This window comes from Neorhizobium sp. LjRoot104 (genome assembly GCF_964253725.1).
Classification (GTDB): domain Bacteria; phylum Pseudomonadota; class Alphaproteobacteria; order Rhizobiales; family Rhizobiaceae; genus Neorhizobium.
In genome coordinates this window covers 3301716-3328193 of the sequence record NZ_CAXURS020000001.1, presented here as the reverse complement: position 1 = coordinate 3328193, position 26478 = coordinate 3301716, and the positions used below count along the sequence as shown (strand labels likewise).

At 63.3% G+C, this 26478-nt stretch carries 22 protein-coding genes; 6 read left to right on the top strand and 16 right to left on the bottom strand.

What is annotated here, in order from left to right:
• Positions 1 to 62: 62 nt before the first annotated feature.
• The 6 genes from ACSQ8R_RS16550 to ACSQ8R_RS16525 form a co-directional block, all read right to left on the bottom strand.
• Positions 63 to 1724, bottom strand: a complete 1662-nt coding sequence (locus tag ACSQ8R_RS16550; RefSeq protein WP_436254390.1) for an ABC transporter ATP-binding protein — start codon at positions 1722 to 1724, stop codon at positions 63 to 65.
• On the bottom strand, positions 1721 to 2632 hold the full coding sequence (locus ACSQ8R_RS16545; RefSeq protein WP_436254389.1) for an ABC transporter permease: 912 nt from the start codon (positions 2630 to 2632) through the stop codon (positions 1721 to 1723). Before ACSQ8R_RS16545 ends, ACSQ8R_RS16550 begins: the two co-directional genes overlap by 4 nt.
• On the bottom strand, positions 2632 to 3639 hold the full coding sequence (locus ACSQ8R_RS16540) for an ABC transporter permease (RefSeq protein WP_436254388.1): 1008 nt from the start codon (positions 3637 to 3639) through the stop codon (positions 2632 to 2634). The genes ACSQ8R_RS16545 and ACSQ8R_RS16540 overlap by 1 nt, the downstream gene beginning before the upstream one ends.
• 108 nt (positions 3640 to 3747) lie before the next feature.
• Positions 3748 to 5340, bottom strand: a complete 1593-nt coding sequence (locus ACSQ8R_RS16535; protein WP_436254387.1) for an ABC transporter substrate-binding protein — start codon at positions 5338 to 5340, stop codon at positions 3748 to 3750.
• Between the two features lie 33 nt (positions 5341 to 5373).
• A complete protein-coding gene (locus ACSQ8R_RS16530) occupies positions 5374 to 6054 on the bottom strand; it encodes an AroM family protein (protein ID WP_436254386.1) in 681 nt (226 codons plus the stop codon).
• A gap of 176 nt (positions 6055 to 6230) precedes the next feature.
• Positions 6231 to 7187: an AroM family protein gene (locus ACSQ8R_RS16525; protein ID WP_436254385.1), complete on the bottom strand. Its 957-nt coding sequence runs from the start codon at positions 7185 to 7187 to the stop codon at positions 6231 to 6233.
• A 145-nt stretch (positions 7188 to 7332) separates the two neighbouring features.
• Here ACSQ8R_RS16525 and ACSQ8R_RS16520 point away from each other — a divergent pair, with 145 nt between their 5' ends.
• The 4 genes from ACSQ8R_RS16520 to ACSQ8R_RS16505 all read left to right on the top strand — a co-directional run bounded on the left by ACSQ8R_RS16520 (position 7333) and on the right by ACSQ8R_RS16505 (position 12375).
• Complete coding sequence (locus ACSQ8R_RS16520; RefSeq protein WP_046611245.1) at positions 7333 to 8412, top strand: DUF917 domain-containing protein; 1080 nt, start codon at positions 7333 to 7335, stop codon at positions 8410 to 8412.
• Positions 8409 to 9983 (top strand): hydantoinase/oxoprolinase N-terminal domain-containing protein, encoded by a 1575-nt coding sequence (locus tag ACSQ8R_RS16515; RefSeq protein ID WP_436254384.1) that lies wholly within the window; start codon positions 8409 to 8411, stop codon positions 9981 to 9983. The genes ACSQ8R_RS16520 and ACSQ8R_RS16515 overlap by 4 nt, the downstream gene beginning before the upstream one ends.
• A gap of 211 nt (positions 9984 to 10194) precedes the next feature.
• Complete coding sequence (locus tag ACSQ8R_RS16510; protein WP_436254383.1) at positions 10195 to 11586, top strand: FAD-binding oxidoreductase; 1392 nt, start codon at positions 10195 to 10197, stop codon at positions 11584 to 11586.
• Positions 11587 to 11604: 18 nt separating this feature from the next.
• Positions 11605 to 12375, top strand: a complete 771-nt coding sequence (locus ACSQ8R_RS16505; protein WP_436254382.1) for a FadR/GntR family transcriptional regulator — start codon at positions 11605 to 11607, stop codon at positions 12373 to 12375.
• Here the strand turns inward: ACSQ8R_RS16505 and ACSQ8R_RS16500 are convergent, their stop codons facing one another.
• The 7 genes from ACSQ8R_RS16500 to ACSQ8R_RS16470 all read right to left on the bottom strand — a co-directional run bounded on the left by ACSQ8R_RS16500 (position 12376) and on the right by ACSQ8R_RS16470 (position 19542).
• Positions 12376 to 13752 carry an FGGY-family carbohydrate kinase gene (locus tag ACSQ8R_RS16500; protein ID WP_436254381.1) on the bottom strand — a complete coding sequence of 459 codons (1377 nt, stop codon included), beginning with the start codon at positions 13750 to 13752 and terminating at the stop codon, positions 12376 to 12378. It lies immediately after the preceding gene.
• Positions 13749 to 14069, bottom strand: a complete 321-nt coding sequence (rhaM, locus tag ACSQ8R_RS16495; RefSeq protein WP_436254380.1) for an L-rhamnose mutarotase — start codon at positions 14067 to 14069, stop codon at positions 13749 to 13751. The genes ACSQ8R_RS16500 and rhaM overlap by 4 nt, the downstream gene beginning before the upstream one ends.
• Entirely contained in the window at positions 14069 to 15067 is a 999-nt protein-coding gene (locus tag ACSQ8R_RS16490; protein WP_436254379.1) for an ABC transporter permease, read from the bottom strand. Before ACSQ8R_RS16490 ends, rhaM begins: the two co-directional genes overlap by 1 nt.
• Entirely contained in the window at positions 15064 to 16053 is a 990-nt protein-coding gene (locus ACSQ8R_RS16485) for an ABC transporter permease (protein WP_436254378.1), read from the bottom strand. Before ACSQ8R_RS16485 ends, ACSQ8R_RS16490 begins: the two co-directional genes overlap by 4 nt.
• A 10-nt stretch (positions 16054 to 16063) precedes the next feature.
• Complete coding sequence (locus tag ACSQ8R_RS16480) at positions 16064 to 17599, bottom strand: sugar ABC transporter ATP-binding protein (RefSeq protein ID WP_436254377.1); 1536 nt, start codon at positions 17597 to 17599, stop codon at positions 16064 to 16066.
• A gap of 71 nt (positions 17600 to 17670) precedes the next feature.
• Positions 17671 to 18678, bottom strand: a complete 1008-nt coding sequence (gene rhaS, locus ACSQ8R_RS16475; protein WP_436254376.1) for a rhamnose ABC transporter substrate-binding protein — start codon at positions 18676 to 18678, stop codon at positions 17671 to 17673.
• Between the two features lie 48 nt (positions 18679 to 18726).
• Positions 18727 to 19542, bottom strand: a complete 816-nt coding sequence (locus ACSQ8R_RS16470) for a DeoR/GlpR family DNA-binding transcription regulator (protein ID WP_436254375.1) — start codon at positions 19540 to 19542, stop codon at positions 18727 to 18729.
• Between the two features lie 201 nt (positions 19543 to 19743).
• Between ACSQ8R_RS16470 and ACSQ8R_RS16465 the strand changes: the two genes are divergently transcribed.
• Together ACSQ8R_RS16465 and rhaI are read left to right on the top strand one after the other, a co-directional pair.
• The gene (locus tag ACSQ8R_RS16465; protein ID WP_436254374.1) at positions 19744 to 21840 is read left to right on the top strand and encodes a bifunctional rhamnulose-1-phosphate aldolase/short-chain dehydrogenase; all 2097 of its coding nucleotides are present in this window, start codon (positions 19744 to 19746) and stop codon (positions 21838 to 21840) included.
• A gap of 174 nt (positions 21841 to 22014) precedes the next feature.
• Positions 22015 to 23307, top strand: a complete 1293-nt coding sequence (rhaI, locus tag ACSQ8R_RS16460) for an L-rhamnose catabolism isomerase (RefSeq protein ID WP_436254373.1) — start codon at positions 22015 to 22017, stop codon at positions 23305 to 23307.
• Between the two features lie 110 nt (positions 23308 to 23417).
• On the opposite strand, the gene ACSQ8R_RS16455 is transcribed toward rhaI, so the two are convergent.
• The 3 genes from ACSQ8R_RS16455 to ACSQ8R_RS16445 all read right to left on the bottom strand — a co-directional run bounded on the left by ACSQ8R_RS16455 (position 23418) and on the right by ACSQ8R_RS16445 (position 26298).
• Positions 23418 to 24566, bottom strand: coding sequence for a MalY/PatB family protein (locus ACSQ8R_RS16455; RefSeq protein WP_436254372.1), 1149 nt, complete (start codon positions 24564 to 24566; stop codon positions 23418 to 23420).
• Between the two features lie 255 nt (positions 24567 to 24821).
• Entirely contained in the window at positions 24822 to 25067 is a 246-nt protein-coding gene (locus ACSQ8R_RS16450) for a DUF982 domain-containing protein (protein WP_436254371.1), read from the bottom strand.
• A 73-nt stretch (positions 25068 to 25140) separates the two neighbouring features.
• Entirely contained in the window at positions 25141 to 26298 is a 1158-nt protein-coding gene (locus tag ACSQ8R_RS16445; RefSeq protein ID WP_436255501.1) for a fumarylacetoacetate hydrolase family protein, read from the bottom strand.
• Positions 26299 to 26478 lie beyond the last annotated feature (180 nt).

Below are 26478 nucleotides of genomic sequence, written 5' to 3'. Positions count from 1 at the left end.
CAACGTCCCCTATATGGGTAACGTTGCTGCACTGCACAATTATTTTTTTGGAATCCGTTCCCTCACGAGCCGGCGGAAGCCGACAGGTTCGCTGCCCGCGAGGTCTTGCGTCCGCTCTCGATCAGCGCCCTGGTGTACTCGTGCTGCGGAGAGAGGAAGAGGCGTTCGGTTTCCCCCTGTTCGACGATGACGCCGCGTTTCATCACGATGGTCCGGTCGCAGATCTGCCGGATGACCGCGAGGTTGTGCGAGATGAAGACATAGGTGAGGTCCAGCTCGGCGCGCAGTTCCTGCAGGAAGTCGAGCACCTGCGCCTGCACCGAGATATCGAGCGCGGACGTCGGTTCGTCGAGGATCAGCAGGCGGGGATTGAGGGCGATGGCGCGGGCGATGCAGATGCGCTGTTTCTGGCCGCCGGACAGTTCGTGCGGATAGCGGTATTTGAACATCTTCGGCAGCTGAACGATGTCGAGCAGCGCTTCGACGCGGGCCTCGATATCGCGGCGGCTCATGTTCGTCTGGATGCGGAGCGGTTCGCCGATCGCATCGCCGATCGTGTGGCGGCCGTTGAGCGCCGAATGCGGGTTCTGGAAGACGAACTGCATGTGCCGGCGCATCAACCGCAGCGGCTCGCCGGTGAGGCCGGAGATGTTCTTTCCGTCGAAGATGATGTCGCCCGAGGTCGGCTCGATCAGCCGCAGCAGCATGCGCGCCAGCGTCGACTTGCCGGAACCGGATTCGCCGACCACGCCGAAGATTTCGCCGGTCGCGACCGATAGGTCGATGCTATCGACGGCCGTCACCTCGGTGCCGGACTGGCTGCGGTAGATCTTCCTGAGACCGATCGCTTCCAGAAGCGCGCCTGGTTTCGCCGGCTTGCCGACCGCCGGTTCGGCGGCGACCTTCGCGGCTGCCGTGTCGATGTCCGGCACGGCGGCGAGCAGTCGCTTCGTGTATTCATGTTTCGGGGCGCTCAGGATATCCGCCGTCAGGCCCTGTTCGACGATCTCGCCCTTGTACATCACCGCGCAGCGCTTTGCGATCGTGGCGATCGCGCCGATATCGTGGCTGATCATGATGACGGTGAGGTTGAGTTTTGCGACCAGCGAATTGATGAGATCGAGGACCTGGGCCTGGACCGTCACGTCGAGAGCGGTGGTCGGTTCGTCGGCGATCAAAAGGTCCGGCTTGCCCGAAAGCGCCATGGCGATCAGCACCCGCTGGCGCATGCCGCCGGAAAGCTGGTGCGGATACTGGTCGTACAACATGGCCGGGTTCGGCAGGCCGACCTGGTCGAGCAGTTCCTCGGTGCGGGCGCGGCGGATGGCCTTCAACGAAACCCCGTGGCCGGCTGCCTTTTCATGGGCGGCGATGACGTCGGAAATCTGCCGCCCGATGGTGAAGAGCGGGTTCAGATAGGTCATCGGATCCTGGAAGATCATCGAGATGCGGATGCCGCGGATCTTCGTCCAGTCCTTTTCGGGGAGCGCCGTGATGTCCTGCCCGTCGAAGGCGATCTTGCCTTCCACGACTTTCGAGGCCTTCGGGCCGATGCCGAGCACGGAGCGCACCAGCACGGTCTTGCCGGAACCGCTTTCGCCGACGATGCCGAGCGTATCGCCGCGGTTGACCGTCAGGTTGATGTCCTTCAGCACATGCACCGGGCCGTCGAAGGTGCCGATGTCGAGCCGGTAGTTCTTGATGTCGAGAAGAGGTCCGGTCATCGGTCGCGGCTCCGGGGATCGAGAATGTCGCGCAGGCCGTCGCCGAGAAGGTTGAAGCCGAGCACGGTCAGGAAGATCGCGGCCCCGGGGAAGAGCGAATACCACCACCAGTCCGGCATGTAGGTGCGGGCGACCGAGATCATCGCGCCCCATTCGGGTGCCGGCGGCTGGGCGCCGAGGCCGATGAAACCGAGGCTGGCTGCCGACAGGATCGCCATGCCCATGTCCATGCTCATCTTGACGATGATCGGCGACATGCAGTTGGGCAGGATGTGGTGCCAGAGGATCCAGGGCGTCTTGGCGCCGATCGAGCGGGCCGATTCCACGAACAGTTCTTCCTTGACGGACAGCGTCTTGGCCTCCACCAGCCGCACGTAGCCCGGCCACCAGACCAATGACAGAGCCAGCACGCAATTGGTGATGCCGGGGCCAAGAGCTGCGACGATCGCCAAAGCGAGGGCAAGCCCCGGTACCGCGAGGAAGAGTTCGGTGATGCGCATGATGACGGCACGCACCCAGCCGCCGCGATAGCCGGCGATGATGCCGAGCGGTACGCCGATGATGGCGCCGACGCCGGTGATGATCAGGCCGATCCACAGCGAGGTGCGGGCGCCGATGATGACGCGCGAGAGGATGTCGCTGCCCATTTCGTCGGTGCCGAACCAGTGAGCCGCATTCGGTCCCATCAGCTTGTTGGCCATGTTGAAGGCGCCGACCGTATCTTCCGGATAGGGCGCGAGCCACGGGCCAAGGGCCGCGAGCAAAAGGAAGAGCACGACCAGGCCGAGGCCGAGCATGGAGGAGAAGCTCTTGCCGAACATGTGCGCATAGAGCCGCCACTGGCGGATCTTGCTTTCATGCCGTTCGCGGAAGGTGAGGGGGCGTGAGAGTTCCACGGGCGTCGTCATCAGGCGCTCCTGAGGCGGGGATCGATCCACGCATAGGCGAGATCGACAAGGGTGTTGGCGACGATGAAGAAGAAGCCGATGACCAGCGTGACGCCGATGACGGGCTTGAAATCCGATGAAAGCGCCGAGGAGACGGCATAAAGCCCGATGCCCGGCCAGTCAAAGACGGTTTCGACCAGCACGGTCGAGCCGAGCATCCAGCCGAAACGCAGGCCGATCATCGCCAGGGTCGGCAGCAGCGCGTTCTTCAGCGCGTAGATCGCGACGATGCGGAACGAGGCGATGCCGTGGGCGCGTGCCGCGACGATATAATCGGATTGCAGCACCTCGATCATCTCGGCGCGGTTGACGCGCAGGATCGAGGCGAGGCAGGGGAAGGAGAGCACGATCGCGGGAAGGATGATGTGCCTGAGCGACGTCCAGAACGTATCCAGCCGGCCCGCGAGCAGGCTGTCGATCAGCAGCAGGCCAGTCACCGTTTCCGGCGGGCGGGTGATGAGCGGCAGGCGGCCGGAGACCGGCAGCCAGCCGAGATCGACGGCAAACGTCAGCTGCAGGATGATGCCGAACCAGAAGGCCGGCAGCGCGACGCCCGAGATCGAGAAGATGCGGGTCACATGGTCGATCGGTCCGTCCTTGTAGACGGCCGATAGCATGCCGAGCGGCACGCCGACGATGATGCCGAGCGCCATGGCGACGAAGACGAGCTCCAGCGTTGCCGGTGCATAACGCAGCACCTCTTCCAGCACGGGCCTTGTGGTGACGATCGACTGGCCGAGGTCGCCGGTGACGAGGTCGCCCATATAGACGACGAACTGCTCGGGCAGCGACTTGTCGAGGCCGTATTCGGTGCGGATGGTCGTCACCATGTCCTCGGTCGCGTTGGGACCGGCAACCAGGCGGGCCGGATCGCCCGGCGCGACATTGGTGATGACGAAGGTGAGTGCCGCAATGCCGATCATGGTTCCGATCAGCGTCAGCACTTTGCGGAAGGCGAATGCCAACATCGTCTTCTCCGGTGACTATTCTATCAAAAACTGCGCATGGCCCGGCCGGTTGGGATGGCCCGGGCCATGCGCATCATGCTGGCTGCAGGAGGGGACGCAAGCCAGTCACTATTCGGCCTTCACCCACATCGGGTAAAGATCGACTTCGCCGGTGAAGCGGACCGGGCTGAACTGGAAGCCCTGCAGGTAGTCGCGATGCGCCCAACGGCGGTTCTGCAGCATGCCGAAGACTTCCGGCTGGTCGGCGACGATCTGCTTCTGGATCTCGGCATAGAGCTTGGCGCGGTCATCCCAGCTGGTGGCGGCGCGGGCCTGGTCGATCATCTCCGAAACCTTCGGATTGTCGTAGAACATCATCGCGTAATACTGGCCCCAGCTCGCCTTGTGGTACTGGTAGGCGACGGCGTCCGGGTCGGTCGAAACCGGCGTGGTGAACACCGAGGTCATGGCCGGAGAGGTCTCGACCTTGGAGCCGGCGGCGACCATGTTCGGCCACTGTTCCGGCTTGACCTCGACGGTGATGCCGAGTTCCTTCAGGTTGTCGAGCAGCACGAGGCCGATGCGGCGGGCTTCTTCGAGGCCCGCGACATGCACGTAGGGAAGCGTGATGCCGCCGTTCGGGTAGGCCGATTTCGCCAGATATTCCTTCGCCTTGGCAAGATCCTTGCGCGGCATGCCCGGAACGGCGACATGGCCCTTCATGGCGTCCGGTATCGGGCTGGTCTCGAGCGAGGCGGCGCCGTTGTAGATCTGGATCAGCGCATCATAGTCGAGCGCATAGGCAATCGCCTTGCGCAGGTTGATGTCCGCGGTCGGGCCCTTCTGGGTGTTGAACTTGATGCCGAACGTGGTCATGCCCTTGTGGTCCTGGATGACCACGCCGGGGACGCGCTTGATCTGGATGTAGTCGTCCGGCGTCAGACCTTCGACGATGTCGGCTTCGCCGCGCTGCAGGGCAGCCTTCTGGGCGGCCGGCTCACGGATGATCTTGTAGATCACGCCGGCGGGACGGTTCTTCTCGCCCTGCGGCCAGCCCTTCCAGTAGCCGTCATTGGCTTCGATCTCGTAGAGAACGTTCGGTTCCCAGCGGCCGAGCTTGAACGGGCCGGAGCCGGCAGCATGGTCGGTCAGCCACTTCTGGCCATAGTCACCATCCACTTCGTGGGCCTTCACCTCGGCCGGGTTGACGACGAACCACCAGGGCAGGAAGGAGAGGAAAGGAGCATAGGGCGCCTTCAGGTCAAAGCGGACGGTGTTGGCGTCCACGGCGACGATGTTTTCCGGCGCCAGGAAGTCCTTGAGCATCCAGGCGACGCCCTTGTTGAGCTTCAGGCCGCGCTCGAAGGAGTAGCGCACCGCTTCGGCGGTCACCGGATCGCCGTTGTGGAATTTTGCGTTCTTGGCAAGGTGGAAGGTCCAGCTCTTGCCGTCGGCGCTGGTTTCCCACTTCTCGGCGAGCCAGGGCTTGATCTCAGCCGGGTTGCCTTCGTACTTGACCAGCGCATCATAGACCGACTGCTGGATCATGCGCGTCGACCAGTCGTAGCGGACATGCGGATCGAGGACCGGGATCGCCTGGCGGCCGCCGAAGACGATGACATTGCCCTTGTCGGTGCGTTCGAAGGCGTTCGCCGGCGAGGCGAGGATCGAGGAGGCGAGAAGCCCCGCGACCGCGACGGTTTTCAGGATTTTTCCGAACATTTGGTTCCCTCTGTTTTTGATGTGGCTCGGTAATCAGATCATTTGACGGACGACGCCCGCGACGACGCGGCGCGACAACAGAACGGGGGCATCGACCGCGCGGCGCACCTCGTCCAGCATTCCGGCGGAATAACCCATGCAATGCATGACGATGAGATCGCAGCCTTCGAGCGTCTTCGCCCGCTCGCCGATGTCGTCGCCGGCATAGGGCGAGGCGGCCACGAATTTCGGCTCGCCGCTGAAGACGTGGCGATCGGCGAAATCCTTCACCTGCCGTTCGAGCGGCAGGATGACGCCGAGCTTGCGGGAGGAGGCGGCGAGCGCCTCGACGGTCGAATCGACGATCCGCTGGGCTTCGACGACCAGGGTGTTTTTGAGCGGATCGATCGCCGTGCCGGTGCAGAGAAGCACGACGAAGTCGAAGCCCTGCGCATCGATCCGGCCGAGGAGCACGTTGAGCTTCTCTTCCGTGCGTGCCTTGGAGGTAACGATCTCCTGGCCGCTCTTCAGGCGCGTCGCGAAGGAATGTTCGCCGTCCACGGCGCGCATCGCGTCCAGTTCGGTCGGGCCCATGCCGTCGAGCACGCCGAACTCACGGAACTCGACGCGACCTTCCGGCAGGCCGATGCCGATCTCGGCCATCATTTCCGGAACCACGTCGATGCGTGGCGTCTGGCCGATGGTCACGAAGGCGATCTTGGATGTGGAAGGCATGCTCTTGTTCGTTCCCTGCATGGCATTGTCGACAGGGAGCCTAACGCCCGGAAGCGCGGCTTCACTATAGGGTAATGCCCCTAGAACGACATGATTCTGACAGGGTCAAGGCGATCAATTTTTAGGCAAACAGGCTTTCGCGCGCAATTTTCTTGCGCAAGCGTCATTATTTTCGATCAGGGATGACCGGCGGAGATGACCATTCGGATGAGCGCATTGGAAGAGGTGACTTCCATCTTGCTCATGACGTTCGAGCGGTGGATCTCGACGGTCTTCGGACTGATGCCGAGCTGGCGGGCAATCGCCTTGTTGGACAGGCCCTCGGCCACCAATGACAGCACCTGCCGCTCGCGCGGCGTCAGGCGAAGAAGCTTTTCCGCGAATTCCGGCGAAACGCCCGGCAGCGTTACGGGCTGAGACCGATGCAGCAGAAGCCGGATGGCGCTCGCGACGATGCGGCGGGCGAGAACCACGGGCTTGCCGCTCGCCTTTGCGACCATCTGCCGGTCGGCCTCGGTAAAACTCACGGAATTGAGGACGATGATTTCCGCATCGGCGAGATCGACCAGCGCGCTGGCCAAGAGCTTGCGGTCGCCGTCGGCGGCGTAGCTGGCGCAGATCTTGTAGGGGGCGAGCGCGGGGATATCGAGTTCGGCTATCTGCTGCTGCAGCGGCTGGATGAGGCCGACGGAAGAACCGTGCGCGGCGAGCGAAATCACCGCCGATTCCATGGCCCGCTGGGCGTTGACGGTCGGGCAGGTGCTTTCGAAATCGCGGAACAGGCCGGTCGAGAGGATGACGACCAGATCGAATTCGTTGGGCTGGAAAGCGGCGGCGATCTTCGCCATGCGCTCGGCGATCCGCGGTTTGGAGACGACGATATCGGTATTGTCGGCAAGCCGGGTGACGATGCTCTGTTCGCCCGGCCGCACTTTCAGGTCGTCGATTTCCGCCTTGGAAAGCCCGTCAAGCGCGCCGATTTCGAGCGCTTCGATGGCAACGTCGAGATTGGTCAGCATGTCCCCGATGAGATCGGCACGCGGCGTCTGGCCGACGCTCAGGAACATCACCCGATGGTGCAGTTCCGCACCTTCCGGCGAGGTCGGGGCCAGCGCATAGGGGCTCTTCGTCATGTGCAGGGAATCGGTCCTTTCGATCGTCAAACCATGATTGCGCCGAGCATGCCCAAAATCAAGGCAAGCTCATTCTAGGGGCAGTCCCCTATAGGCATCCTTCGTCACTCATGGCTAGGTTCTAGCACATTCTTCGGAGGTAAACATGATCCGTGATTTCGAAGCGGGCGAGATCGACCCGCTTGCCGTTGGCGCCTGGATTCTCGGCACCGGCGGCGGTGGCAGCCCCTATCTGGCGCAGCTCAACCTGAAAAAGCTCTACAAGGACGGCAAGCGCGTCAAGCTGATCGACCCGCAGGCGCTCGACGACGGCGATGCCGTCGCGGTCGTGTCCAAGATGGGTGCGCCGCTGGTCGGCCAGGAGCGTCTGGTCGATCCCGCGCACCTCGCCCGGGCCATGCAGCTGATGGAAGAATATACCGGCCGCAAGTTCCGCGCGGTGATGAGCGTCGAGATCGGCGGCGGCAATGCGCTGTCGCCATTTCTCGCCGGCGCCATGCTGGACATCCCGGTCGTCGATGCGGACGCGATGGGCCGCGCCTATCCGGAAGCGCAGATGACGAGCTTTGCGATCGGCGACCTGCCGATGTATCCGCTGACGCTGGTCGATTGCCGCGACAACGAGGCGATCGTCGCCAAGGCCGCGTCCTGGAAGTGGATGGAGCGCATCTCCCGCAAGATCTGCACCGAAGTCGGCTCGACGGCGGCGACCTGCAAGGCGCCGCGCACCGGCCGGGAAGTCAAGGACTGGGGCGTGCTCTACACGGTCACCAAGGCGGTCAGCCTCGGCCGCGCCGTGCTCGAAGCCCGTGCCGCCCATACGGATCCGGTCGAAGCGGTGCTCGCCCATGAAGGCGGCAAGGTGCTGTTCAAGGGCAAGATCGCCGATGTCGACCGCACCACGACGGGCGGCTTCCTGCGCGGCTCGGCAATGATCGAAGGCCTCGACGGTGATCGCGGCTCCAAGGTGGAGCTCGCCTTCCAGAACGAATGGGCGGTCGCCTTCCGCGACGGTCAGCCGATCGCCATGACACCGGACCTGATCTGCCTGCTCGACACGGTATCGGGCGAAGCGATCGGCACCGAGACGGTGCGTTACGGCCAGCGCGTCACGGTCGTCGCCCTGCCGGCGCCGGAGGTGCTGACCAGCGCCAAGGGCCTCGAACATGTCGGCCCGCGCGCCTTCGGATATGACCTGGATTTCAAATCGGTGTTTGCAGCATGAAGCGGATCGGAATTGACGTCGGCGGCACCAATACGGATGCCGTGCTCATCGATGGCGAGAAGGTTCTCTCGGCCATCAAGTTTCCCACCACCTCGGACGTGATGCAGGGCGTGGTCAATGCGATCGGCCATGTGGTCGCCTCGCAGGCGCCGGGCTCGGCCCCGGTCGATGCGGTGATGATCGGCACCACGCATTTCACCAATGCGGTGGTCGAGCGTGCCCGTCTCGATCGGGTTGCGGCGATCCGTATCGCCATGCCGGCTGGCGCCTCGCTGCCGCCGATGGTCGATTGGCCGGACGAGCTGCGCGATGCTGTCGATCCGCTCTCCTTCATGGTGCATGGCGGCCATGAATATGACGGCCGGCCGCTGGTGCCGCTCGCCCGCGACGAAGTGCGCGACGCGGCGATGAAGATCCGCGATGCGGGCGTCGATTCCGTTGGTATCACGGCGCTTTTCTCGCCGTTGACGGCGGAATGCGAGCTGGAGGCGGCGGAGATCGTCCGTTCGATTATCCCCAACGCGCGCATCACGCTTTCCCATACGCTCGGCCGCATCGGCCTTCTGGAACGCGAGAACGTTACCCTTCTGAACGCCGCCCTGCAGGGCCTCGGCCGCAAGACGATCGATGCCTTCAAGGATGCGCTGAAACAGGCCGGCGTCGATGCGCCGTTCTACCTGACGCAGAACGACGGCACGGTGGTGCTGGCGGATGTCGCGGCCGCCAACCCGGTCTACAGCTTTGCGTCCGGCCCGACCAATTCGATGCGCGGCGCCGCCTTCCTGACCGGCCTCAAGGAGGCGATGGTCATCGACGTGGGCGGCACTACTTCGGACATCGGTTGCCTGGTCGGCGGGTTTCCGCGCGAGGCCAACAATGTCGTCGAAGTCGGCGGCGTGCGCACGCTGTTCCGCATGCCGGACCTGCTGCCGATGGCGCTTGGCGGCGGTACGATCATCGACCCGGAAACCCGCAAGATCGGGCCGCGCTCGGTCGGTTACCGGATCACCGAAAAGGCGCTGGTCTTCGGCGGCGACACGCTGACGACGACGGACGTGGCGGTCGCGGCCGGCCTCGTCGAGATCGGTGATCGCGACCGGGTGAAGCATCTCGACAAGGCGTTGGTCGCCGACCTCCTGAAGCGCGTCGAGGCGATGGTCGAAGACGGCGTCGACCGGATGAAGACCTCGGCCGAAGGCGTGCAACTGATTGCCGTCGGTGGCGGCGCGTTCCTGATCCCGGAAAAGCTGAAAGGCGCGAGCGAAGTGCTGCGCGTCGAACATGCCGGCGTGGCGAACGCGCTTGGTGCTGCGATGGCGCAGGTGTCCGGCGAAGTCGACCAGGTGTTTTCCGGCATGTCGCGCGAAAAGGCGATTGCCGAGGCCGACCGGATCGCGCGCGCCCGCGCGGTCGAGGCCGGCGCCAGCCCCGATACGATCGTGACGCTCGATACCGAAGACATCCCGATCGCCTATCTGCCAGGGGATTCAAGGCGCGTGCGCGTGCGCGTCGTCGGCGATATCGCCTTCATGAAGGACGAACAGAAACGCTTGGCCGGGGCCCTGCGCTAACTCCCCAATCTCCTCCCAGGGAGAATCGGCGGGCTGGCTTTTTGCCGGCCCGCCGATTTCGTTTTGGGCCATCGGGAATTTTGCAGGTGGCGGTATCAACGGGATTTCTTGCCGGCATGCTCCGCCGGAAAAAATTCGAAGGTATATTCACTTTACCAAAATCGGTATCTAAGATGACCATCCATCGATGGCATCCGAGGTGACGGTTTTCATGACCCAAGAACTCATCCAGGCGCTCGCGCGCGAACTCGCTCCCGACGTCTTTTTCGGTGACGATATCCCGGTCCGGTTTCACAATGACTGGGGTGGCCTTTCGCCGGTGGTGCCGCTGGCGCTGGTGCGGCCGCGCACGACGGAGCAGGTCTCGGCAACGCTGCGTCTCTGCAACGAATTCAAGGTGCCGGTGGTGCCGCAGGGCGGGTTGACCGGCCTTGCCGGCGGGGCACGTCCGATCGAAAATGGCGTGGCGCTGTCGCTCGATCGCATGAATGGCATCGAGGAAGTCGATACGGTGATGGCGACGATGACGGTGATGGCGGGTACGCCGCTCAGCGTCATTCAGGCGAAGGCGGAAGAGGCCGGGCTGTTCTTCGGGCTGGATCTCGGAGCCCGGGATTCCTGCGTCATCGGCGGCAACCTTGCCACCAATGCCGGCGGCAACCGGGTGATCCGGTTCGGCATGGCGCGCGAGCATGTGCTCGGCCTCGAAGTGGTGCTGCCGGACGGCACGATCGTCACGTCGCTGAACAAGATGCTGAAGAACAATGCCGGCTACGACCTGAAACAGCTGTTCATCGGCTCGGAAGGCACGCTCGGGGTCATCACCCGCGCCGTGTTGCGGCTGCAGGCCAAGCCCGCGGAACTTGCCAGCGCCTTCTGCGGCTGCCCGGATTTTCCCTCGCTTCTGGAGCTTCTGAAGAGCGCCCGTCAGAACATGGGATCGGCGCTGACCTCCTTCGAGGTGATGTGGCCGAGCTTCTACGACTTCATGACCGGCAAGCTTCCCGGCCTGCGCCGCGCCTTCAAGGAACCGCACGGGGTCTATGTGCTGATCGAAACCGGCGGGCGCAACGCGGAAGAAAACCGGGCGCTGCTGGAACAGGTGCTGTCCGATGCGCTGGAAGCCGGCTGGGTTTCCGATGCGGTCCTGCCGTCCTCCGAACGCGAGAGCAAGGATCTCTGGGCGGTGCGCGAAAGCGTATCGGAATACGGCAAGCTGATGGGGCCGTTGACCGCTTTCGACGTCGGCCTGCCGACCAGCGCCGCCGGCCGGGTGGTGGAGGAGATCGAGGCCGCGATGAAAGCCCGCTGGCCGGATGCGATCGCGGTCAGCTACGGCCATATCGGCGACAGTAACCTGCATCTCGTCTGCAACATCCCGTCCGCCGGCGATGACCAGCCGCACAAGGAGATCACCGAACTCGTGTTCGGGTCAATCGCGCGGGAAGGCGGCACGATTTCCGCCGAACACGGGATCGGGCTCCTGAAGAAGCCGTATCTGAAACTGTCGCGCACGCCGGAGGAACTGGCGCTGATGGCGCGTATCAAGCTGGCGCTCGACCCGAACAACATCCTCAATACCGGAAAAGTGCTTTCCGTCTGAGCGGGACAGGAGGTGCCGGTGAATAGACATTTTCAGCCCGTCAAAGTGCTGCTTCCGAGCGAAGAGGTCGCGCGCCGGCTTGCCGATGCCATCCGGACCGGGTTTTTCCGGCTCGGTTCCCGCCTTCCTTCCGAACGCAGCATCGCCGAGCAGATGCAGGTCAGCCGCCCCACCGTGCGCGAGGCAATCAAGCTGCTGATCGAGGCGAATATCCTCACCGTCAGGCCGGGGGCGGGTGGAGGCACGTTCGTCAGCAGCGAGATCGTGCCGCTCGACCTGATCGTGGCGAGGCCGGACATGCGGCCGGGGGATATCGACGAGGCGATCGAAGTGCGCCGGCTGATCCTGCCCTGGGTGGCGCAGATCGCTTCGCAATATGCCGAGGACGCCGATTTCGACCGGATGCGGGAGGCGATCCGGTTCGGCCGCGATGCGCTGCCGCCGCCGGAGGTGACCAGGAGCAGCCCGGAACACATCAATTCGATCATCATCGCGACGATGCGGTTCGATCTCGCTCTCGCGCAGGCGACCCGCAACAGCCTCGTTCTGGAACTGATGGAGCTATTGTTGCAATGGGTCGAGCCGATGCGACACCGGACCCTGCATACCCGCGCGGATCTTACTCTGTCGCTCGAACTGATCGAGATCATGCTGCAGGCGATCGAATCCGGCGATCCGGCGCAGATCGCCGAGATCACTGAACGCCGTCTCGGCATTCTGGAAAACGCTCTGGAGGAGCAGACGGGACGGCGCCTGCGCCGCAACCGCCGTCCGGCGAATGTTGCCTGATCAGGCGCCCAGGTTGTCGTGCCAGGCAGCGCGATAGGCGTCGATGGTCCAGGACGGCCTGGGCACGGCGCGGCCGGGCTTGGTTTTCGGCGCGATGCCCGCCAGAAGTGCGGCGCCCTGGCTGGTGCCGGTCGAGCCGGGAAGGGCGATCACCTCGCGGCCGAGCAGTGCGGTCAGCGCCTGGAGATAGGCCGGATTGGCGGAGAAAGGGCCTTCGACCAGAACCGGTCCTTTCGCGCCGATGAGGTCGAGACAGGTCTCGGTCATCAGCGCGAGGTAAAGGCAGGCGGCGGCCCAGCGCTGGTCGGTCGAGGCGTCGGTGTCGTTGATCCATTGCCGTTCGCGGCCGGGGAAGGGGCCGGAACCGCCTGCAATGTTCGGCAGAAGCATCAGGCCTTTTTCGATGACATAAGGCATGGCCGCAAGTGCTGCTTCCGGCGACAGCGTGCCGAGTTCGGCCGTCAGCATCTCGAACTCGCGGCCGCCCATGAAGCGGCTGGAGGGTACGGCGCGGCCATAGGCATCGACATTGGCGAGGGCATCCCGGCGCGGGTCGAGATGATCGAGATCGCCGCCGACCGCAAAGCTGATGACCCAGGTGCCGGTGGAGACGACCGAAAACGGCGGCTCGCGTCCGACCAGATGCGGCAGCAGGGAGGCGTTGGAATCGTGGATGCCGCAATGGACCGGGACCGGGCGGCCTGCAAGGCCGATCCGCGCTGCGATTTCCGGCAACAGGAGGCCGAGCGCGTCGAAGGCCGAACGCACCGGCGCCATGAGGTCGCGGATGCCGAGCGTATCGACCAGTGAGGAATAGGTGCCTTCGCGGGGCCGCCAGAGATCGGTGTGGCAGCCGAGCGAGGTGACCTCGTTCGCCGCCACGCCGGTCAGCCGGAACGCCCAGTATTGCGGGTAGGTGAGGATGGCTCGGACGCGGCCAAAGGCCTCGGGAAACGCTGTCTTTTGGTAGTGAAGCTGCGCGCCGACATTCAGCCCACCGGACAGGGACGGCGAGAAGGTTTCCGAAAAGGGCGGGCGGATCGTTTGATAGGCTCTGTGGATGTCTTCCGGATATTCGTGCTCGTAGTCGAGCACCGGCAGGGCCAGTTCGCCCTCGGCATCGAGAAGCGCCGCCGATGCGCCGTGGGTCGTGATCGAGATCGCATCGAAGCCGGGATGTTCGGCAAAGGCCGACAGTGCTTCGAGCACGAAAGCCCACAAGGCCTCGATATCGTAGTGCGGGTAAGGCGGCCCCGGCAGGACGCGGTTCGGCGCACGCCGCTCGGCGATCTCCTCGCCGCTTGCGCAGTCGAGCACGACGACCTTGGCGTTTGTCTTGCCGATATCGAGGACGGCGATCTTCTGCGGTGCGCTCATGGCAGGTGGAAAACCGTCACCAGATCGCTCTGGATGGGCGAATTGTCCGGATTGGTTTCCATGATGTCGGCCATATGCGCCCACCACTTCTTCATCACCGGATGATCCGGCAGGCTTGCCATCGTGTGATCCGCCGGCCGGCTCAGCACGCCGAACAGCGTATTGGTCTCCCGGTCGAGGTGGATGGAATAGTCGCTGGCGCCGGCCTGGTGCAGGAGGTCCACCAGTTCCGGCCAGATTTCGTCATGGCGCTTGCGGTATTCCGCTTCCATGCCCGGATGAAGCTTCATCTTGAAGGCGTGTTTCTGGACGCTCATCAGCTCATTTCCTTGATACGGCGGGCGATGATCGGGATGGCGATGGTGACGATCAGCAGCAGGCCGACGAAGATAGACATGACGATGCCGGGCACGTTTAGGAGCCCCAATCCGAAGGTGACGAGGCCCATCACGATGGCGGCGATGACGACACCGGCGATCGTGCCCGCCCCGCCTAGGATCGAGACGCCGCCGAGGACGACCATGGTGACGACTTCCAGCTCCCACCCTTGCGCGATCGATGGGCGGGTCGAGCCGAGGCGTGACGTGAGGCAGACGGAAGCGACGCCGGCCATCAGCCCGGTCAGCAGGAAGAGGATGAACTTCACGCGCTCCACCGGAATGCCGGAAAAGCGCGCCGCAAATTCGTTGTTGCCGATCACATAAACCTGCCGGCCGAAATTCGTGGCGTGCAGGAGGATGCCGAAAGTTGCGGCAAGGGCGATGAACAGCACGAATTCGAAGGAAAACACCCAGGCCACATAGCCCTGGCCGAAATAGGCAAAACTCGCCGGATATTTGCCATAGGCCTGATCGCCCAGCACGATATAGGAAATGCCGCGGAAGAGGCTCATCGTGCCGATCGTCACCACGATCGACGGCAGTTTGAGGCCGGCGACGAGCAGGCCGTTAAACGCGCCACAGACGAGGCCGGTGCCGATGCCGATCGCGACCAGGCCGGGCGTGCCGATACCGGCCTGGGCTGCAGCCCCCATGGCGGTGGAGGCAAGCGCGATGATGGCGGCGACCGACAGGTCGATCTCGCCGGCGATGACGAGCAGCGCCATGGCAAAGGCGATCATCGCCTTTTCAGTGAAGTTGAACGTCGCGTCCGAGAGGTTCCAGGCATTCAGAAAGTAAGGCGATGCTAACGAATTAAAGACAAAGATCAGCACCGCCACGCCGAAGAGCAGAACTTCCCAGCTCGCCAGCAGGCGCGAGGTCTTGCTGCCGAGGCGGTCGGGGATGACCCGCTTTGCGGATGCAACGTCGCTCATGCGGAGATCTCCTTTGCACCCCGGTCACGCAGGATGATGCGGCCGGCCTTGCGCTCGGCGCGGGCGTTGAAGACGACGGCGAGCACAATGACGATGCCGGAAATCGCCATCTGGGCGAAGGGCGAAATGCCGATCACCGGCAGGGCATTCTTGATGACGCCGAGGAAAAGTGCGCCGAGCACGGCGCCGGCGACCGAGCCGATGCCGCCGGCGATCGAGATGCCGCCGATGACGCAGGCGGCGACCGTATCGAGTTCGAAGCCGGCGGCGATATCCACATAGGCGACCGCGTAGCGCGACACCCAAAGGTAACCGGAGAGACCGGCGAGTGCGCCCGACACCACGAAGGCGATGAACTTGGTCCAGCCGATATCGATGCCGGCATAGACCGCCGCCGTCGGGTTGCCGCCGGATGCGTAGGCGGCCCGGCCGAACGGCAGGCGGGTCAGCACGAACCAGGCGCCGAGCACGATGAGGAGCGCGATCCAGGAGAGTATCGGCAGGCCGAGCACCGGCATTCGGGGGACGTTGAGGAAGGTGGCGCCCATCTGGTGGGCGTTCACCCAGCCGCCGCCCGACAGCACGAAGGCCATGCCGCGATAGATGGTGAGCGTCCCGAGCGTCACGACGATCGGCGGTATCCGCAGCGCCCAGACAAGGTAGCCGTTGATCGCACCGAGCAAGGCGCCGATGCCGATCGCCATGACAATGAGCAGGGCGAGCGGCAGGTCGGGATAGGCGGCATTGGTCATGGCGACCGCCATACCGGTGAAGGCAAGGTTGGCGGCGACCGAGAGGTCAATCGACTTGGTCAGGATCACCGTCATCTGGCCGAGCGCCAGGATGATCAGGATCGAGGTGTCGTTGAAGATGTTGGCAAGGTTGCCGGGGGCCGCGAAACCCTGCGCGCGGGTGGAGAAGCCGGCGATCATGATCGCGATGATGACGGTGAGCAGGATCTCGCGGTTCTTCAGGAGGCGGTTCATCGGGTTCTCCTCACTGGTTGCCGGTTGCGGCGCGCACGAGCGCTTCGGCGCTCAGGGCTTCCCGCTCGAAGATGCCGGCGGCGAGGCCTTCGCGCATCACCATCACCCGGTCGGACATGCCGAGAATTTCGGGAAGCTCGGAGGAGACCATGATGATCGACAGGCCTTCGGCTGCGAGTTCGCTGATGAAGGCGTGGACGGCGGCCTTGGAGCCGATGTCGATGCCCTTGGTCGGTTCGTCGAGAATGATCACCTTCGGCTGTGTCGCCAGCCACTTGCCGATGACAACCTTCTGCTGGTTGCCGCCGGAAAGCGTGCCGACCGGAACGGAAAGGGCGGCGGCGCGCAGGTCCAGCCTCTCGGCATATTTGCGGGCGAGCGCCAGTTCGTTAGCGGCTTTCAGGAAACCGGAGCGGGAGGTTTTGCCGAGCGACGGCAGCGACATGTTCTGGAAGATCGGCATGGGCAGCGCCAGGCCGTGGCGACCGCGTTCCTCCGGCACGTAGACGATGCCGGCGCGGATCGCGTCGCCCGAGGAGCGGATATCGAGCGGCTTGCCTTCGAGAACCAGCCGGCCGGACGAGGGCCGGGTCACGCCGAACAGCGATTGGCAGAGTTCCGAACGTCCGGCGCCGATCAGTCCGTAGAGGCCAAGGATTTCGCCGCGGCGAAGCTCGAAGGAAATGTCACGGAATTCGGTCGGGTGGCAGTAGCTCTCGACACGCAATACCGGGGCGCCGAGCTTGACCTCGACCTTGGGGAAAACGTCCTTGACGTCGCGGCCGACCATCAGCCGGACGATCTCGTCCTGCGGCGTCTCCTTCAACCGGCCCTGGCCGACGGCGCGGCCATCGCGGAAAACCACGAAATTCTCGGCGATCTCGTAGACCTCGTCGAACTTGTGGCTGATGAAGAGGATCGCCTTGCCCTGCCGTTTCAGGCCCTCGACGATGCGGAAGAGATCATCGATCTCCTTGCGGGACAGGGCGGCGGTCGGCTCGTCCATGATGACGATGCGTGCTTCGACGGAGAGCGCCCGGGCGATGGCCACGAGATGGCGCTGGGCGATCGAGAGGTCGCGCAGGCGGATCGTCGGATCGATCTCGCTCTCTAGCTGCAGCATGAGGGCCTTGGCGCCGGAATTGATCTGCCGCCAGTCGATCGTGCCGAACCGGGTGCGCGGCGCATGGCCGAGAAAGATGTTTTCCGCGACGCTCAGTTCGTCGAACAGCACGGTTTCCTGATGGATGGCGGTGACGCCCGCGTCGATCGCGGCCTGCGCGCTTGCGAATGTGGTGGGCGCGCCGTCGATCAGGATCTCGCCCTCGTTGGGGCGGTAGATGCCGGTCAGGATCTTGACCAGCGTCGACTTGCCGGCGCCGTTCTCGCCGATCAGCGCGGTCACCTGGCCGGGATAAAGCTTGATGCTGACGCCATCGAGGGCTTTGACGCCCGGAAAGATCTGGCTGATGCCGCGCATTTCCAGGATCGGTGTTTCCGCAGCAAGCGGGGCCATGTGGGCCGTGGGTGCGACAGCGTTCATCATCGATCAGCCAGTAAATCGGAAAAGAGGTCCGGCGGTCATTCGCGACCGCCGGCAGGGGTAGTTCGCGAAGATCAGAAGATCTTGGAGAACTCGTCGATGTTCTTGGCATTATAGACGAAGGGATCGGCCATGGCGGCTTCGCCATTGTCGCCCACCTTGATCGAGCCCATGCGGCCGGCCTTGATTGCCGAACCGGGCTTGGCGTCGGTATCGCCCTTGACGAGGTGATAGGCGATCTGGGTGGCCGAGTAACCGAGGTCGATCGGGTTCCAGATGGCGAATTCCTTGGTCGCGCCGGACTTGATGGCGCCGGCCATTTCAGACGGCAGGCCGAGACCGGTCACGTAGACCTTGCCGATCATGCCGGCATCCTTGACGGCCTGCGAGGCGGCGAGCACGCCGACGGTGGTCGGGGCGACGATGACCTTGACGTTCGGCTGCGACTTCAGAAGGCCTTGAGCTTCACGGTAGGACTTGTCGGCGAGGTCGTCACCATAAACGGTGGTGGCGAGGTTGAGGCCGGGGAAGTCCTTGAGCTGCTTCTTCATCTCGGCGATCCAGGTGTTCTGGTTCGTGGAAGTGGTGGTGGCAGACAGGATGGCGAAATCGCCCTTGCCGCCGTCGAGATGATCCTTGGCGAGCGTCAGGCACATCTTACCGATCAGCTCGTTGGAAGACGGGTTCAGGTGCATGATGCGGCCTTCCTTGGCCACGGCCGAATCCCAGGAGATCACCTTGATGCCGCGCTGTGCGGCTTTCTTCAGGGCGGGGATGACGGCATCCGGATCGTTGGCGGAGATGGCGATCGCGTCCACCCCTTGAGCGATCAGCGAGTTGATCACTTCGATCTGGCCTTCGGCCGTCGTCGAGGTCGGGCCGGTATAGATGACCTGGACGCCGCCGAGTTCCTTGGCGGCTTCCTGGGCGCCCTTGTTGGCCGCTTCGAAGAAGCCGTTGCCAAGCGATTTGACGACGAGCGCGATCTTCATGTCGGCAGCACTTGCTGCCGTGGTCATTGCGGCGAAGGCAAGCGCCACGCCGAGGGCGAGTTTCCCAGTAAGTTTTTGGGCAAGTTTCATGGTTGGTCCTCCCAGTTGATCGTTCAATCTTCTCCCGCCGGTCGCTCCTCACGCGGCCGACGAGGAATCCTCCTTTGCGATGTCCGCCGAAGCGGCACCGGCGATAATCAGCTTGACGCCCGCATCCTCGATCATCCGCACGGCGTCGTCGGTCACGCCGTCATCGGTGATGACGGTGGTCACCCGCTCCAGCGGGCAGAGGATGAGGCTCGATCGGCGCGAAAACTTCGACGAATCCACCATGACGATCAGTTCCTCGGCCTGGTGCATCAGCTTCTGCTCGCTCTGGATCACCAGCGCATCGGCTTCCATCACGCCGAGTGGGCCGACCCCCTGCGCTCCGATGAACATGCGCCGGGCATAAAAATTGCGGATCGCGTCATTGTCGAAGGGCGACAGGATCAGGCTCTGTTCGCGGTAGATCGCGCCGCCCGGTATCGTCACCGTGTTCTTCGAATGCTTAACAAGATGTTCGGCTATCGCGAACGAATTCGTCATCACCTGCAGGCGGCGGGCCGACATGAAATGCACCATCTGGAACGTCGTCGTGCCGCCATTGATGACGATGGAATCGCCCTCGTCGCAGAGTTCCACCGCGCGACGGGCGATTGCGCGCTTCTTGTCGATATTGACCGATTCCGACACCCGGAACGAACGGGCGGCAAGCTGGCCGATCTGCGGCGGATGTACAGCCTCGGCGCCGCCGCGGACGCGCCGGAGCTTGCCCTGAACGTGCAGCGAAGCGATGTCGCGCCGGATCGTCGCTTCCGAGGCCTCGGTCAATTCGGCGATATCCTGCACCGTGATGACCGGTTTTTCCTGGATAGCGCTCAAGATGATGCGATGGCGTTCACGTTCGTGCATGGGGCTCCTCCTGAGCAGCAACTATTGCTGGAAAATTTACGATGTCAATCAGAAACGATCAAATTCGCTTTTATTGCGCTGCACAATGAAAGTTTATGATCGTTTATGATTGACAGGGGACGCGGCGATGCGCGATACCCGTAACAGGGAGATGGCGGCCGCCTCGCCGCCGTGAGCCGAAACATGTTGGGAGGACAAGCGATGTCGGGCCAAACCCGCCTTCTCGAAAACCGTTGGAACGATGCCCAGGCCGCCAAGCTCGATGAGCCCGGCAAGCTGCTCTATCGCTCCAACCTTCTCGGTGCCGACAAGCGCATCACCAATTACGGCGGCGGCAATACCTCGGCCAAGGTGATGGAAACCGATCCGCTGACCGGCGAAAAAGTGAAGGTCATGTGGGTCAAGGGCTCGGGCGGCGATGTCGGCACGATCAAGCTCGACGGTTTTGCCACCCTCTACATGGACAAGCTGGAAGCACTGAAGGGGCTCTACAAGGGCGTCGAGGACGAGGACCGCATGGTCGGCTTCCTGCCGCACTGCACCTTCAACCTCAATCCACGCGCCGCCTCGATCGATACGCCGCTGCACGGTTTCGTGCCGTTCACGCATGTGGACCACATGCATCCGGATGCGATCATCGCGATTGCGGCCTCGAAGAATTCGAAGGAACTGACGCAGCAGATCTTTGGCAGCGAGATCGGCTGGCTGCCCTGGCGGCGGCCGGGTTTCCAGCTCGGGCTCGATCTCGAAGCCTTCGTCAAGGCTAACCCGGATGCCAAGGGAGTGGTGCTGGAAAGCCACGGCCTATTTACCTGGGCGGATGACGCCAAGGCCTGCTACGAGCTGACGCTCGATATCATCAACAAGGCGATCGAATGGTTCGCCAAGGAGACCGAAGGCAAGACGATCTTCGGCGGTGCGGTGGCGAAGAGCCTGCCGGCGCCGGAGCGTCGGGTGATCGTTGCGAAGCTGATGCCGGAAATCCGCGGCCGGATCGGTAAGGCGGAGCGCAAGCTCGGCCATTTCGATGACCAGGACGCGGTGCTGGAATTCGTCAATTCAAAAGATTTGAAGCCGCTCGGTGCGCTCGGCACTTCGTGCCCAGACCATTTCCTGCGAACGAAAATCCGTCCGTTGATCGTCGATTTCGATCCTGCGAAGCCGGATGTCGATGCGGTTCTTTCCGGCCTCGACAAGGCGCTCGAAGACTACCGCGCCGACTACACGCGCTACTACGAGACCTGCAAGCACGACAATTCGCCGAAGATACGCGATCCCAACCCGGTCGTCTTCCTGATCCCCGGCGTCGGCCTGCTGTCGTTCGCGCGTGACAAGGCGACCGCCCGCATCGCCGGCGAATTCTACGTCAATGCCATCAACGTGATGCGCGGCGCCTCGACCGTGTCCGAATATCAGGGCCTGCCCGAGCAGGAGGCCTTTGACATCGAATACTGGCTGCTCGAGGAGGCAAAGCTGCAGCGCATGCCGAAGCCCAAGAGCCTTGCCGGGCAGGTGGCCTTCGTCACCGGCGGTGCCGGCGGCATCGGGCGTGCGACCGCCGCAAGGCTGATGGGCGAGGGCGCCTGCGTCGTGCTTGCCGATATCGACGGCGGCGCGCTCGACGCGACCAAGGCGGATTTCGAAAAATCCTTCGGCAAGGATGCCGTGCGCGGTGTTCTGCTCGACGTGACGACCGAGGACGCGGTGATCACGGCGTTTGCCGAGGCCTGCGTCGAATTCGGCGGTGTCGATATCCTCGTCTCGAATGCCGGGATCGCGTCTTCCGCGCCGGTCGAGGAGACGACGCTTGCGATGTGGAGCAAGAATATCGACATCTTGGCGACCGGTTATTTCCTCGTTTCGCGGGAAGCCTTCCGGCTGTTCCGGCGTCAAAATCTCGGCGGCAACGTCGTCTTCGTGGCGTCAAAGAACGGGCTTGCCTCTTCTCCGAACGCATCGGCCTACTGCACCGCCAAGGCTGCCGAAATCCATCTCGCCCGCTGCCTGGCGCTGGAAGGCGCCGATGCCGGCATCCGCGTCAACACGGTCAATCCGGATGCAGTGTTGCGCGGTTCGAAGATCTGGAACGGCGAATGGCGCGAACAGCGCGCTGCTTCGTCGAAGATCGAGGTTTCCGACCTCGAAGAGCATTACCGCAAGCGTTCGATGCTGAAGCTCAACGTCTTCCCGGAGGATATCGCCGAGGCGATCTATTTCCTGGCGAGCGATGCTTCGGCGAAATCGACGGGGAATATCATCAATGTCGATGCGGGGAATGCGCAGAGTTTTACGCGTTGAGCACGTTCTGCCCCTCACCCTGACCCTCTCCCCGTTCTGACGGGGAGAGGGGACGTGCCCCACGCAACGTCGGAGAGGGTTGTAGGCGGCGCGGCATATGTCCTTCTCCCCGCATGCGGGGAGAAGGTGCCGGCAGGCGGATGAGGGGCCACCAGAGCCTACGGGAGGGAATACATGACTGAACAGAAAATCTCCGCGGACATTATCGCCGCCGAAAATGAGAAGCGCTTGAGCGCGCTCAAATCCGATTATGACGCGCTCGGCGAAAACCTGTTGCGGCGTGGTCTCGATATCGAGAAGATCACCGGCGAGGTCGAAAAATTCTTCGTGGCCGTGCCTTCCTGGGGTGTCGGCACCGGCGGCACGCGGTTTGCCCGCTTCCCGGGACAAGGCGAGCCGCGCGGCATTTTCGACAAGCTCGACGACTGCGCCGTCATTCACCAGCTGACCCGCACGACGCCGACCGTTTCGCTGCATATCCCGTGGGACAAGGCGGATGCCAAGGAATTGCGCGCCAAGGGTGATGCGCTCGGCCTCGGTTTCGATGCGATGAACTCGAACACGTTTTCCGACGCCCCTGGCCAGGCGCATTCCTATAAATACGGCTCGCTCAGCCATACGGATGCCGCGACGCGCGCCCAGGCGATCGAGCACAATCTCGAATGTATCGAGATCGGCAGGGCGATCGGCTCCAAGGCGCTGACGGTGTGGATCGGCGACGGCTCGAACTTTCCGGGCCAGAGCCATTTTACCCGCATGTTCGAGCGTTATCTCGCCTCGATGGCGGAGATCTACAAGGCGCTGCCGGACGACTGGCGGCTGTTTTCCGAACACAAGATGTACGAGCCGGCGTTCTATTCGACGGTGGTGCAGGACTGGGGCACCAACTACCTGATCGCCAATACGCTGGGTCCGAAGGCCTTCTGCCTCGTCGATCTGGGTCATCATGCGCCGAACACCAATATCGAGATGATCGTCGCCCGCCTGATCCAGTTCGGCAAGCTCGGCGGCTTCCACTTCAACGATTCCAAATATGGCGACGACGACCTCGATGCCGGTGCGATCGAGCCCTACCGCCTCTTCCTCGTCTTCAACGAGCTGGTGGATGCCGAGCGTCGCGGGGTCAGGGATTTTCGTCCGGCGCATATGATCGACCAGTCGCACAACGTTACCGATCCGATCGAAAGCCTGATTTCCAGTGCCAACGAGATCCGCCGCGCCTACGCCCAGGCATTGCTGGTCGACCGGGGCGCGCTCGACGGTTTCCAGCAGGATAACGATGCGCTGATGGCGTCCGAGACGCTGAAGCGGGCCTATCGCACCGATGTCGAGCCGATCCTGGCCGAGGCTCGCCGCCGTGCAGGCGGGGCGATCGATCCGGTCGCTACCTATCGGGCCAGCGGTTACCGGAAACGGGTCGCAGCGGAACGTCCGGCCTCCGCCAGCGGTGGCGGCGGGATCGTCTGATCTGCCGCAACTCGCTCGGCGCTGGCGGGTGGGTTCCGCCCGCGAATTGGAGAATGGCCACCGGCTTCTGGCCGAGACCAATCTCCTTTATTCGACCGCGCGAACTTCGATCAGGTGTTGCGGCCGATTGCGCGTTCCATGCGGCTGAGGCCCTCCTCAAGCAGGGTGCGGGGGCATCCGAAATTGACGCGGACGAAGTTTCCGTAGGCCTCGCCGAATTCCGATCCGGCGTTGAAGCCGACCTTGCCGTGCTCGAGGAAATAGCTCTGGGCATCCGGCTCCAGGCCGAGTTCCGTGCAGTCGAGCCAGGCGAGGAACGTGCCTTCCGACTTCATGAGCTTGATCTTTGGGAAGCGGCGCGCGATTTCTGCCGACAGATAGTCGCGGTTCGCCTCGATATAGGCGAGCATCCGCGTCTTCCAGTCGCCAGCCTTCGAGAAGGCCGCAAGCGTCGCCTCAAGCCCGATGATATTGGCGTTGTCGACCATTCCAAGCCGCGCCTGATTGAACTTCTCGCGGATCGCCTTGTTGCGGATGATCGCGAAGGCGGTCTTGAGGCCGGCAATATTGTAAGTCTTGCTGGCGGCCATCAGGGTGATCGTGCGGTTCGCGGCATCTTCCGAAAGCGTGGCGATCGGCACGTGACGGCGACCGTCGAACAGGAGGTCGCAATGGATCTCGTCGGAGATGATCAACGTATCGTTCTGGCGGCAGAGGTCGGCGATCGTCTTGAGTTCGTCGGCGGTGAACACCTTGCCCGTCGGGTTCTGCGGGTTGCAGAAGAGCAGCGCCTTGGACTTTGCCAGTTCCGCAGCGAAAGCCTGGGCATCCATCACATAGCCTTCGGCCGCCGGCGTCAGCGGGGCCTCATGCCGGACGAGGTTCCAATTCGCGGGGGCTTCGAGGATGGGACGATAGACCGGCGTCTGGACAAGCACGCCGTCGCCGGGCTTGAGCATCGCGTGCAGCGCCATGTTGAAGCCGGGGACAACACCTGGAAGGAAGACGATTTCGTCCGGCGAGACGGTCCAGCCGTATTTTTCCTGCATGTCGGCGACGATGCGGGCGCGCAGTTCGTCGCGGGCGACGCCGTAGCCCAGCATCGGATGTTCGAGCCGGTTGCGGATTGCATCGACGATTTCCGGTGCAGCGGGAAAATCCATGTCGGCGACCCACATGGGCAGCACGTCGTCCGGATACTTGCTCCATTTCGAGCTGCCGGTGCCCCGGCGTTCGTGCACCGCATCGAAATCGGTCATGCTCTCAAATCCCCTGTTATCATTCTGCCGTTCAAATCGATCGGCCATCCTCATTTTCGACGCCTGCCGCGAACAGCGCAAAGCATGAAGTCGCCCTCTGTTTGTCCCTAACCGGCCGCGCGCCTGTCAACGCCTTTCTTTGCATAACCGGCGAACGCGGCGTCCGGCGCATGTCGCGGCGAGGAAGCGAGCAGCCTGGTTCGGTGCCGGGCATGGTCGGTATTGGGGAAGATGCGGATCAATCTGGCGGAAAGCTCAGGCGCGGATCAGGATGTCGGCTTCCATGGCCGCCTCGACGAAGGCTTTTCTCGCCTCTTCCGGCTTGCGTTTTCCGGCATCCACCGCGGCGCAGACGTCAAGCGCCCGGTCGAGGGCCGTGCCATCCTCGACCGGCCAGTCTTCGATCATTGCCCAGGCGGCGGCCTGCGTCGTCTCGATCGCGGTTTCGGCCGGCGGCTCGCCGATCGATATGACGACCGGCTTGTTCCAGGGCGTATTCATGCTTTTCCGTGTCCCGTCTGGTCTATGCCGGTCTCATAGACCGATTTGACGGCCGTGGCGAGGGTTGCTGCATCTAGAGCAGCCCTCGTGCTGCGAGGTTCTTCATCAGCGCCGAGATGCCGAAGTTCCAGGGAGGGCATTCGGTCGAGAGGCGCACCGTGTTGCGCAGGGTGCCGAGGCCCGGAGACGAGATCTCGACGATGTCGCCGATCTTGTGGGTAAAGCCCTGGTTCGGCACGTCGCGATCCTCGGTCGGTGCAAACAGCGTGCCGAGAAACAGCATGAAGCCGTCGGGATACTGATGATGCTCGCCGCATGTATGCTTGACGAGATCGAGCGGGTCGCGGCTGATCTGCGACATGGAGCTCTTGCCGTTGAGGACATATCCCTCCGGCCCGGTCACGCGCAGGTCGAGTTCGGCATTGCGGACGTCCTCCAATCCGTAATCCTCATCGAAGAGGCGGATGAAAGGCCCGATCGAGCAGGAAGCATTGTTGTCCTTCGCCTTGCCGAGCAGAAGCGCCGAGCGTCCTTCGACGTCGCGCAGGTTCACGTCGTTGCCGAGCGTCGCCCCCTTGATCTCGCCCCGGCTGTTGACGGCGAGCACGATTTCCGGCTCCGGGTTGTTCCAGGTCGATACGGGATGAAGGCCGACATCTGTGCCCCAGCCGACGGAGGCGAGCACCGGGGCCTTGGTGAAGACTTCCGCATCCGGGCCGATCCCGACTTCCAGATACTGGGACCACATGCCCTCCTTGATCAGGGCTTCCTTGACGCTGGCGGATTGCGGCGAGCCGGCCTTCAGGTCCTTGAGGCTGCCGCCGATGATCGTGCTGACCGTGTGGCGGATGGCCGCGGCTCTATCCGGATTGCCTGCCGCCTTCTCCTCGATGACCCGCTCGATCATCGATTGCGCGAACGTCACGCCGCAAGCCTTGATCGCCTGGAGATCGGCAGGCGCCAGCAGATGGGGACGCGACGGATCGGGCCTGCCCGTGCTGTTCCCGGCAAGATCTTCCAACGTCCCGATGACTGGGCCTGTGGCGTTCCGGACGAAGTCCGCAACATCGGCGCGCTCCAGAAGCGCGCTGAGGGTCGGCACCTCCCTGCTGGTGATATCGACCAGGCCACCGTCACGTAGCGTCACGACGCTCGGGCCAGAAGCCGCCGGATTCCAGACACGGCCGACAAAAAGGCCGTCGGCGAACCTATCGATGGGATTGTCGGTCATGTTGGTCAATCTGCCTCCCGTGAGATGTGGCCGAATGAGCCACCTTATCTTGTTTTGTTCATTCGATTGGCGCGAGCGCGTTCTCCGGCTGGCAGCCAAGGTTGTGTGTTTTCGCCGTCGAGGACGTATTCGTCCAGCCCCAGATGACAAATTAGATCGAGATTTGTCGAGACGCACTGC

Coding starts and splice junctions, on each gene's coding strand:
- rhaS (WP_436254376.1), bottom strand. CDS start 18,678: ATGAAACTTGCCCAAAAACTTACTGGGAAACTCGCCCTCGGCGTGGCG.
- ACSQ8R_RS16485 (WP_436254378.1), bottom strand. CDS start 16,053: ATGAACCGCCTCCTGAAGAACCGCGAGATCCTGCTCACCGTCATCATC.
- ACSQ8R_RS16465 (WP_436254374.1), top strand. CDS start 19,744: ATGTCGGGCCAAACCCGCCTTCTCGAAAACCGTTGGAACGATGCCCAG.
- ACSQ8R_RS16445 (WP_436255501.1), bottom strand. CDS start 26,298: ATGACCGACAATCCCATCGATAGGTTCGCCGACGGCCTTTTTGTCGGC.
- ACSQ8R_RS16480 (WP_436254377.1), bottom strand. CDS start 17,599: ATGATGAACGCTGTCGCACCCACGGCCCACATGGCCCCGCTTGCTGCG.
- ACSQ8R_RS16535 (WP_436254387.1), bottom strand. CDS start 5,340: ATGTTCGGAAAAATCCTGAAAACCGTCGCGGTCGCGGGGCTTCTCGCC.
- ACSQ8R_RS16520 (WP_046611245.1), top strand. CDS start 7,333: ATGATCCGTGATTTCGAAGCGGGCGAGATCGACCCGCTTGCCGTTGGC.
- rhaM (WP_436254380.1), bottom strand. CDS start 14,069: ATGAGCGTCCAGAAACACGCCTTCAAGATGAAGCTTCATCCGGGCATG.
- ACSQ8R_RS16490 (WP_436254379.1), bottom strand. CDS start 15,067: ATGAGCGACGTTGCATCCGCAAAGCGGGTCATCCCCGACCGCCTCGGC.
- ACSQ8R_RS16450 (WP_436254371.1), bottom strand. CDS start 25,067: ATGAATACGCCCTGGAACAAGCCGGTCGTCATATCGATCGGCGAGCCG.
- rhaI (WP_436254373.1), top strand. CDS start 22,015: ATGACTGAACAGAAAATCTCCGCGGACATTATCGCCGCCGAAAATGAG.
- ACSQ8R_RS16540 (WP_436254388.1), bottom strand. CDS start 3,639: ATGTTGGCATTCGCCTTCCGCAAAGTGCTGACGCTGATCGGAACCATG.
- ACSQ8R_RS16515 (WP_436254384.1), top strand. CDS start 8,409: ATGAAGCGGATCGGAATTGACGTCGGCGGCACCAATACGGATGCCGTG.
- ACSQ8R_RS16470 (WP_436254375.1), bottom strand. CDS start 19,542: ATGCACGAACGTGAACGCCATCGCATCATCTTGAGCGCTATCCAGGAA.
- ACSQ8R_RS16510 (WP_436254383.1), top strand. CDS start 10,195: ATGACCCAAGAACTCATCCAGGCGCTCGCGCGCGAACTCGCTCCCGAC.
- ACSQ8R_RS16530 (WP_436254386.1), bottom strand. CDS start 6,054: ATGCCTTCCACATCCAAGATCGCCTTCGTGACCATCGGCCAGACGCCA.
- ACSQ8R_RS16545 (WP_436254389.1), bottom strand. CDS start 2,632: ATGACGACGCCCGTGGAACTCTCACGCCCCCTCACCTTCCGCGAACGG.
- ACSQ8R_RS16550 (WP_436254390.1), bottom strand. CDS start 1,724: ATGACCGGACCTCTTCTCGACATCAAGAACTACCGGCTCGACATCGGC.
- ACSQ8R_RS16455 (WP_436254372.1), bottom strand. CDS start 24,566: ATGACCGATTTCGATGCGGTGCACGAACGCCGGGGCACCGGCAGCTCG.
- ACSQ8R_RS16525 (WP_436254385.1), bottom strand. CDS start 7,187: ATGACGAAGAGCCCCTATGCGCTGGCCCCGACCTCGCCGGAAGGTGCG.
- ACSQ8R_RS16500 (WP_436254381.1), bottom strand. CDS start 13,752: ATGAGCGCACCGCAGAAGATCGCCGTCCTCGATATCGGCAAGACAAAC.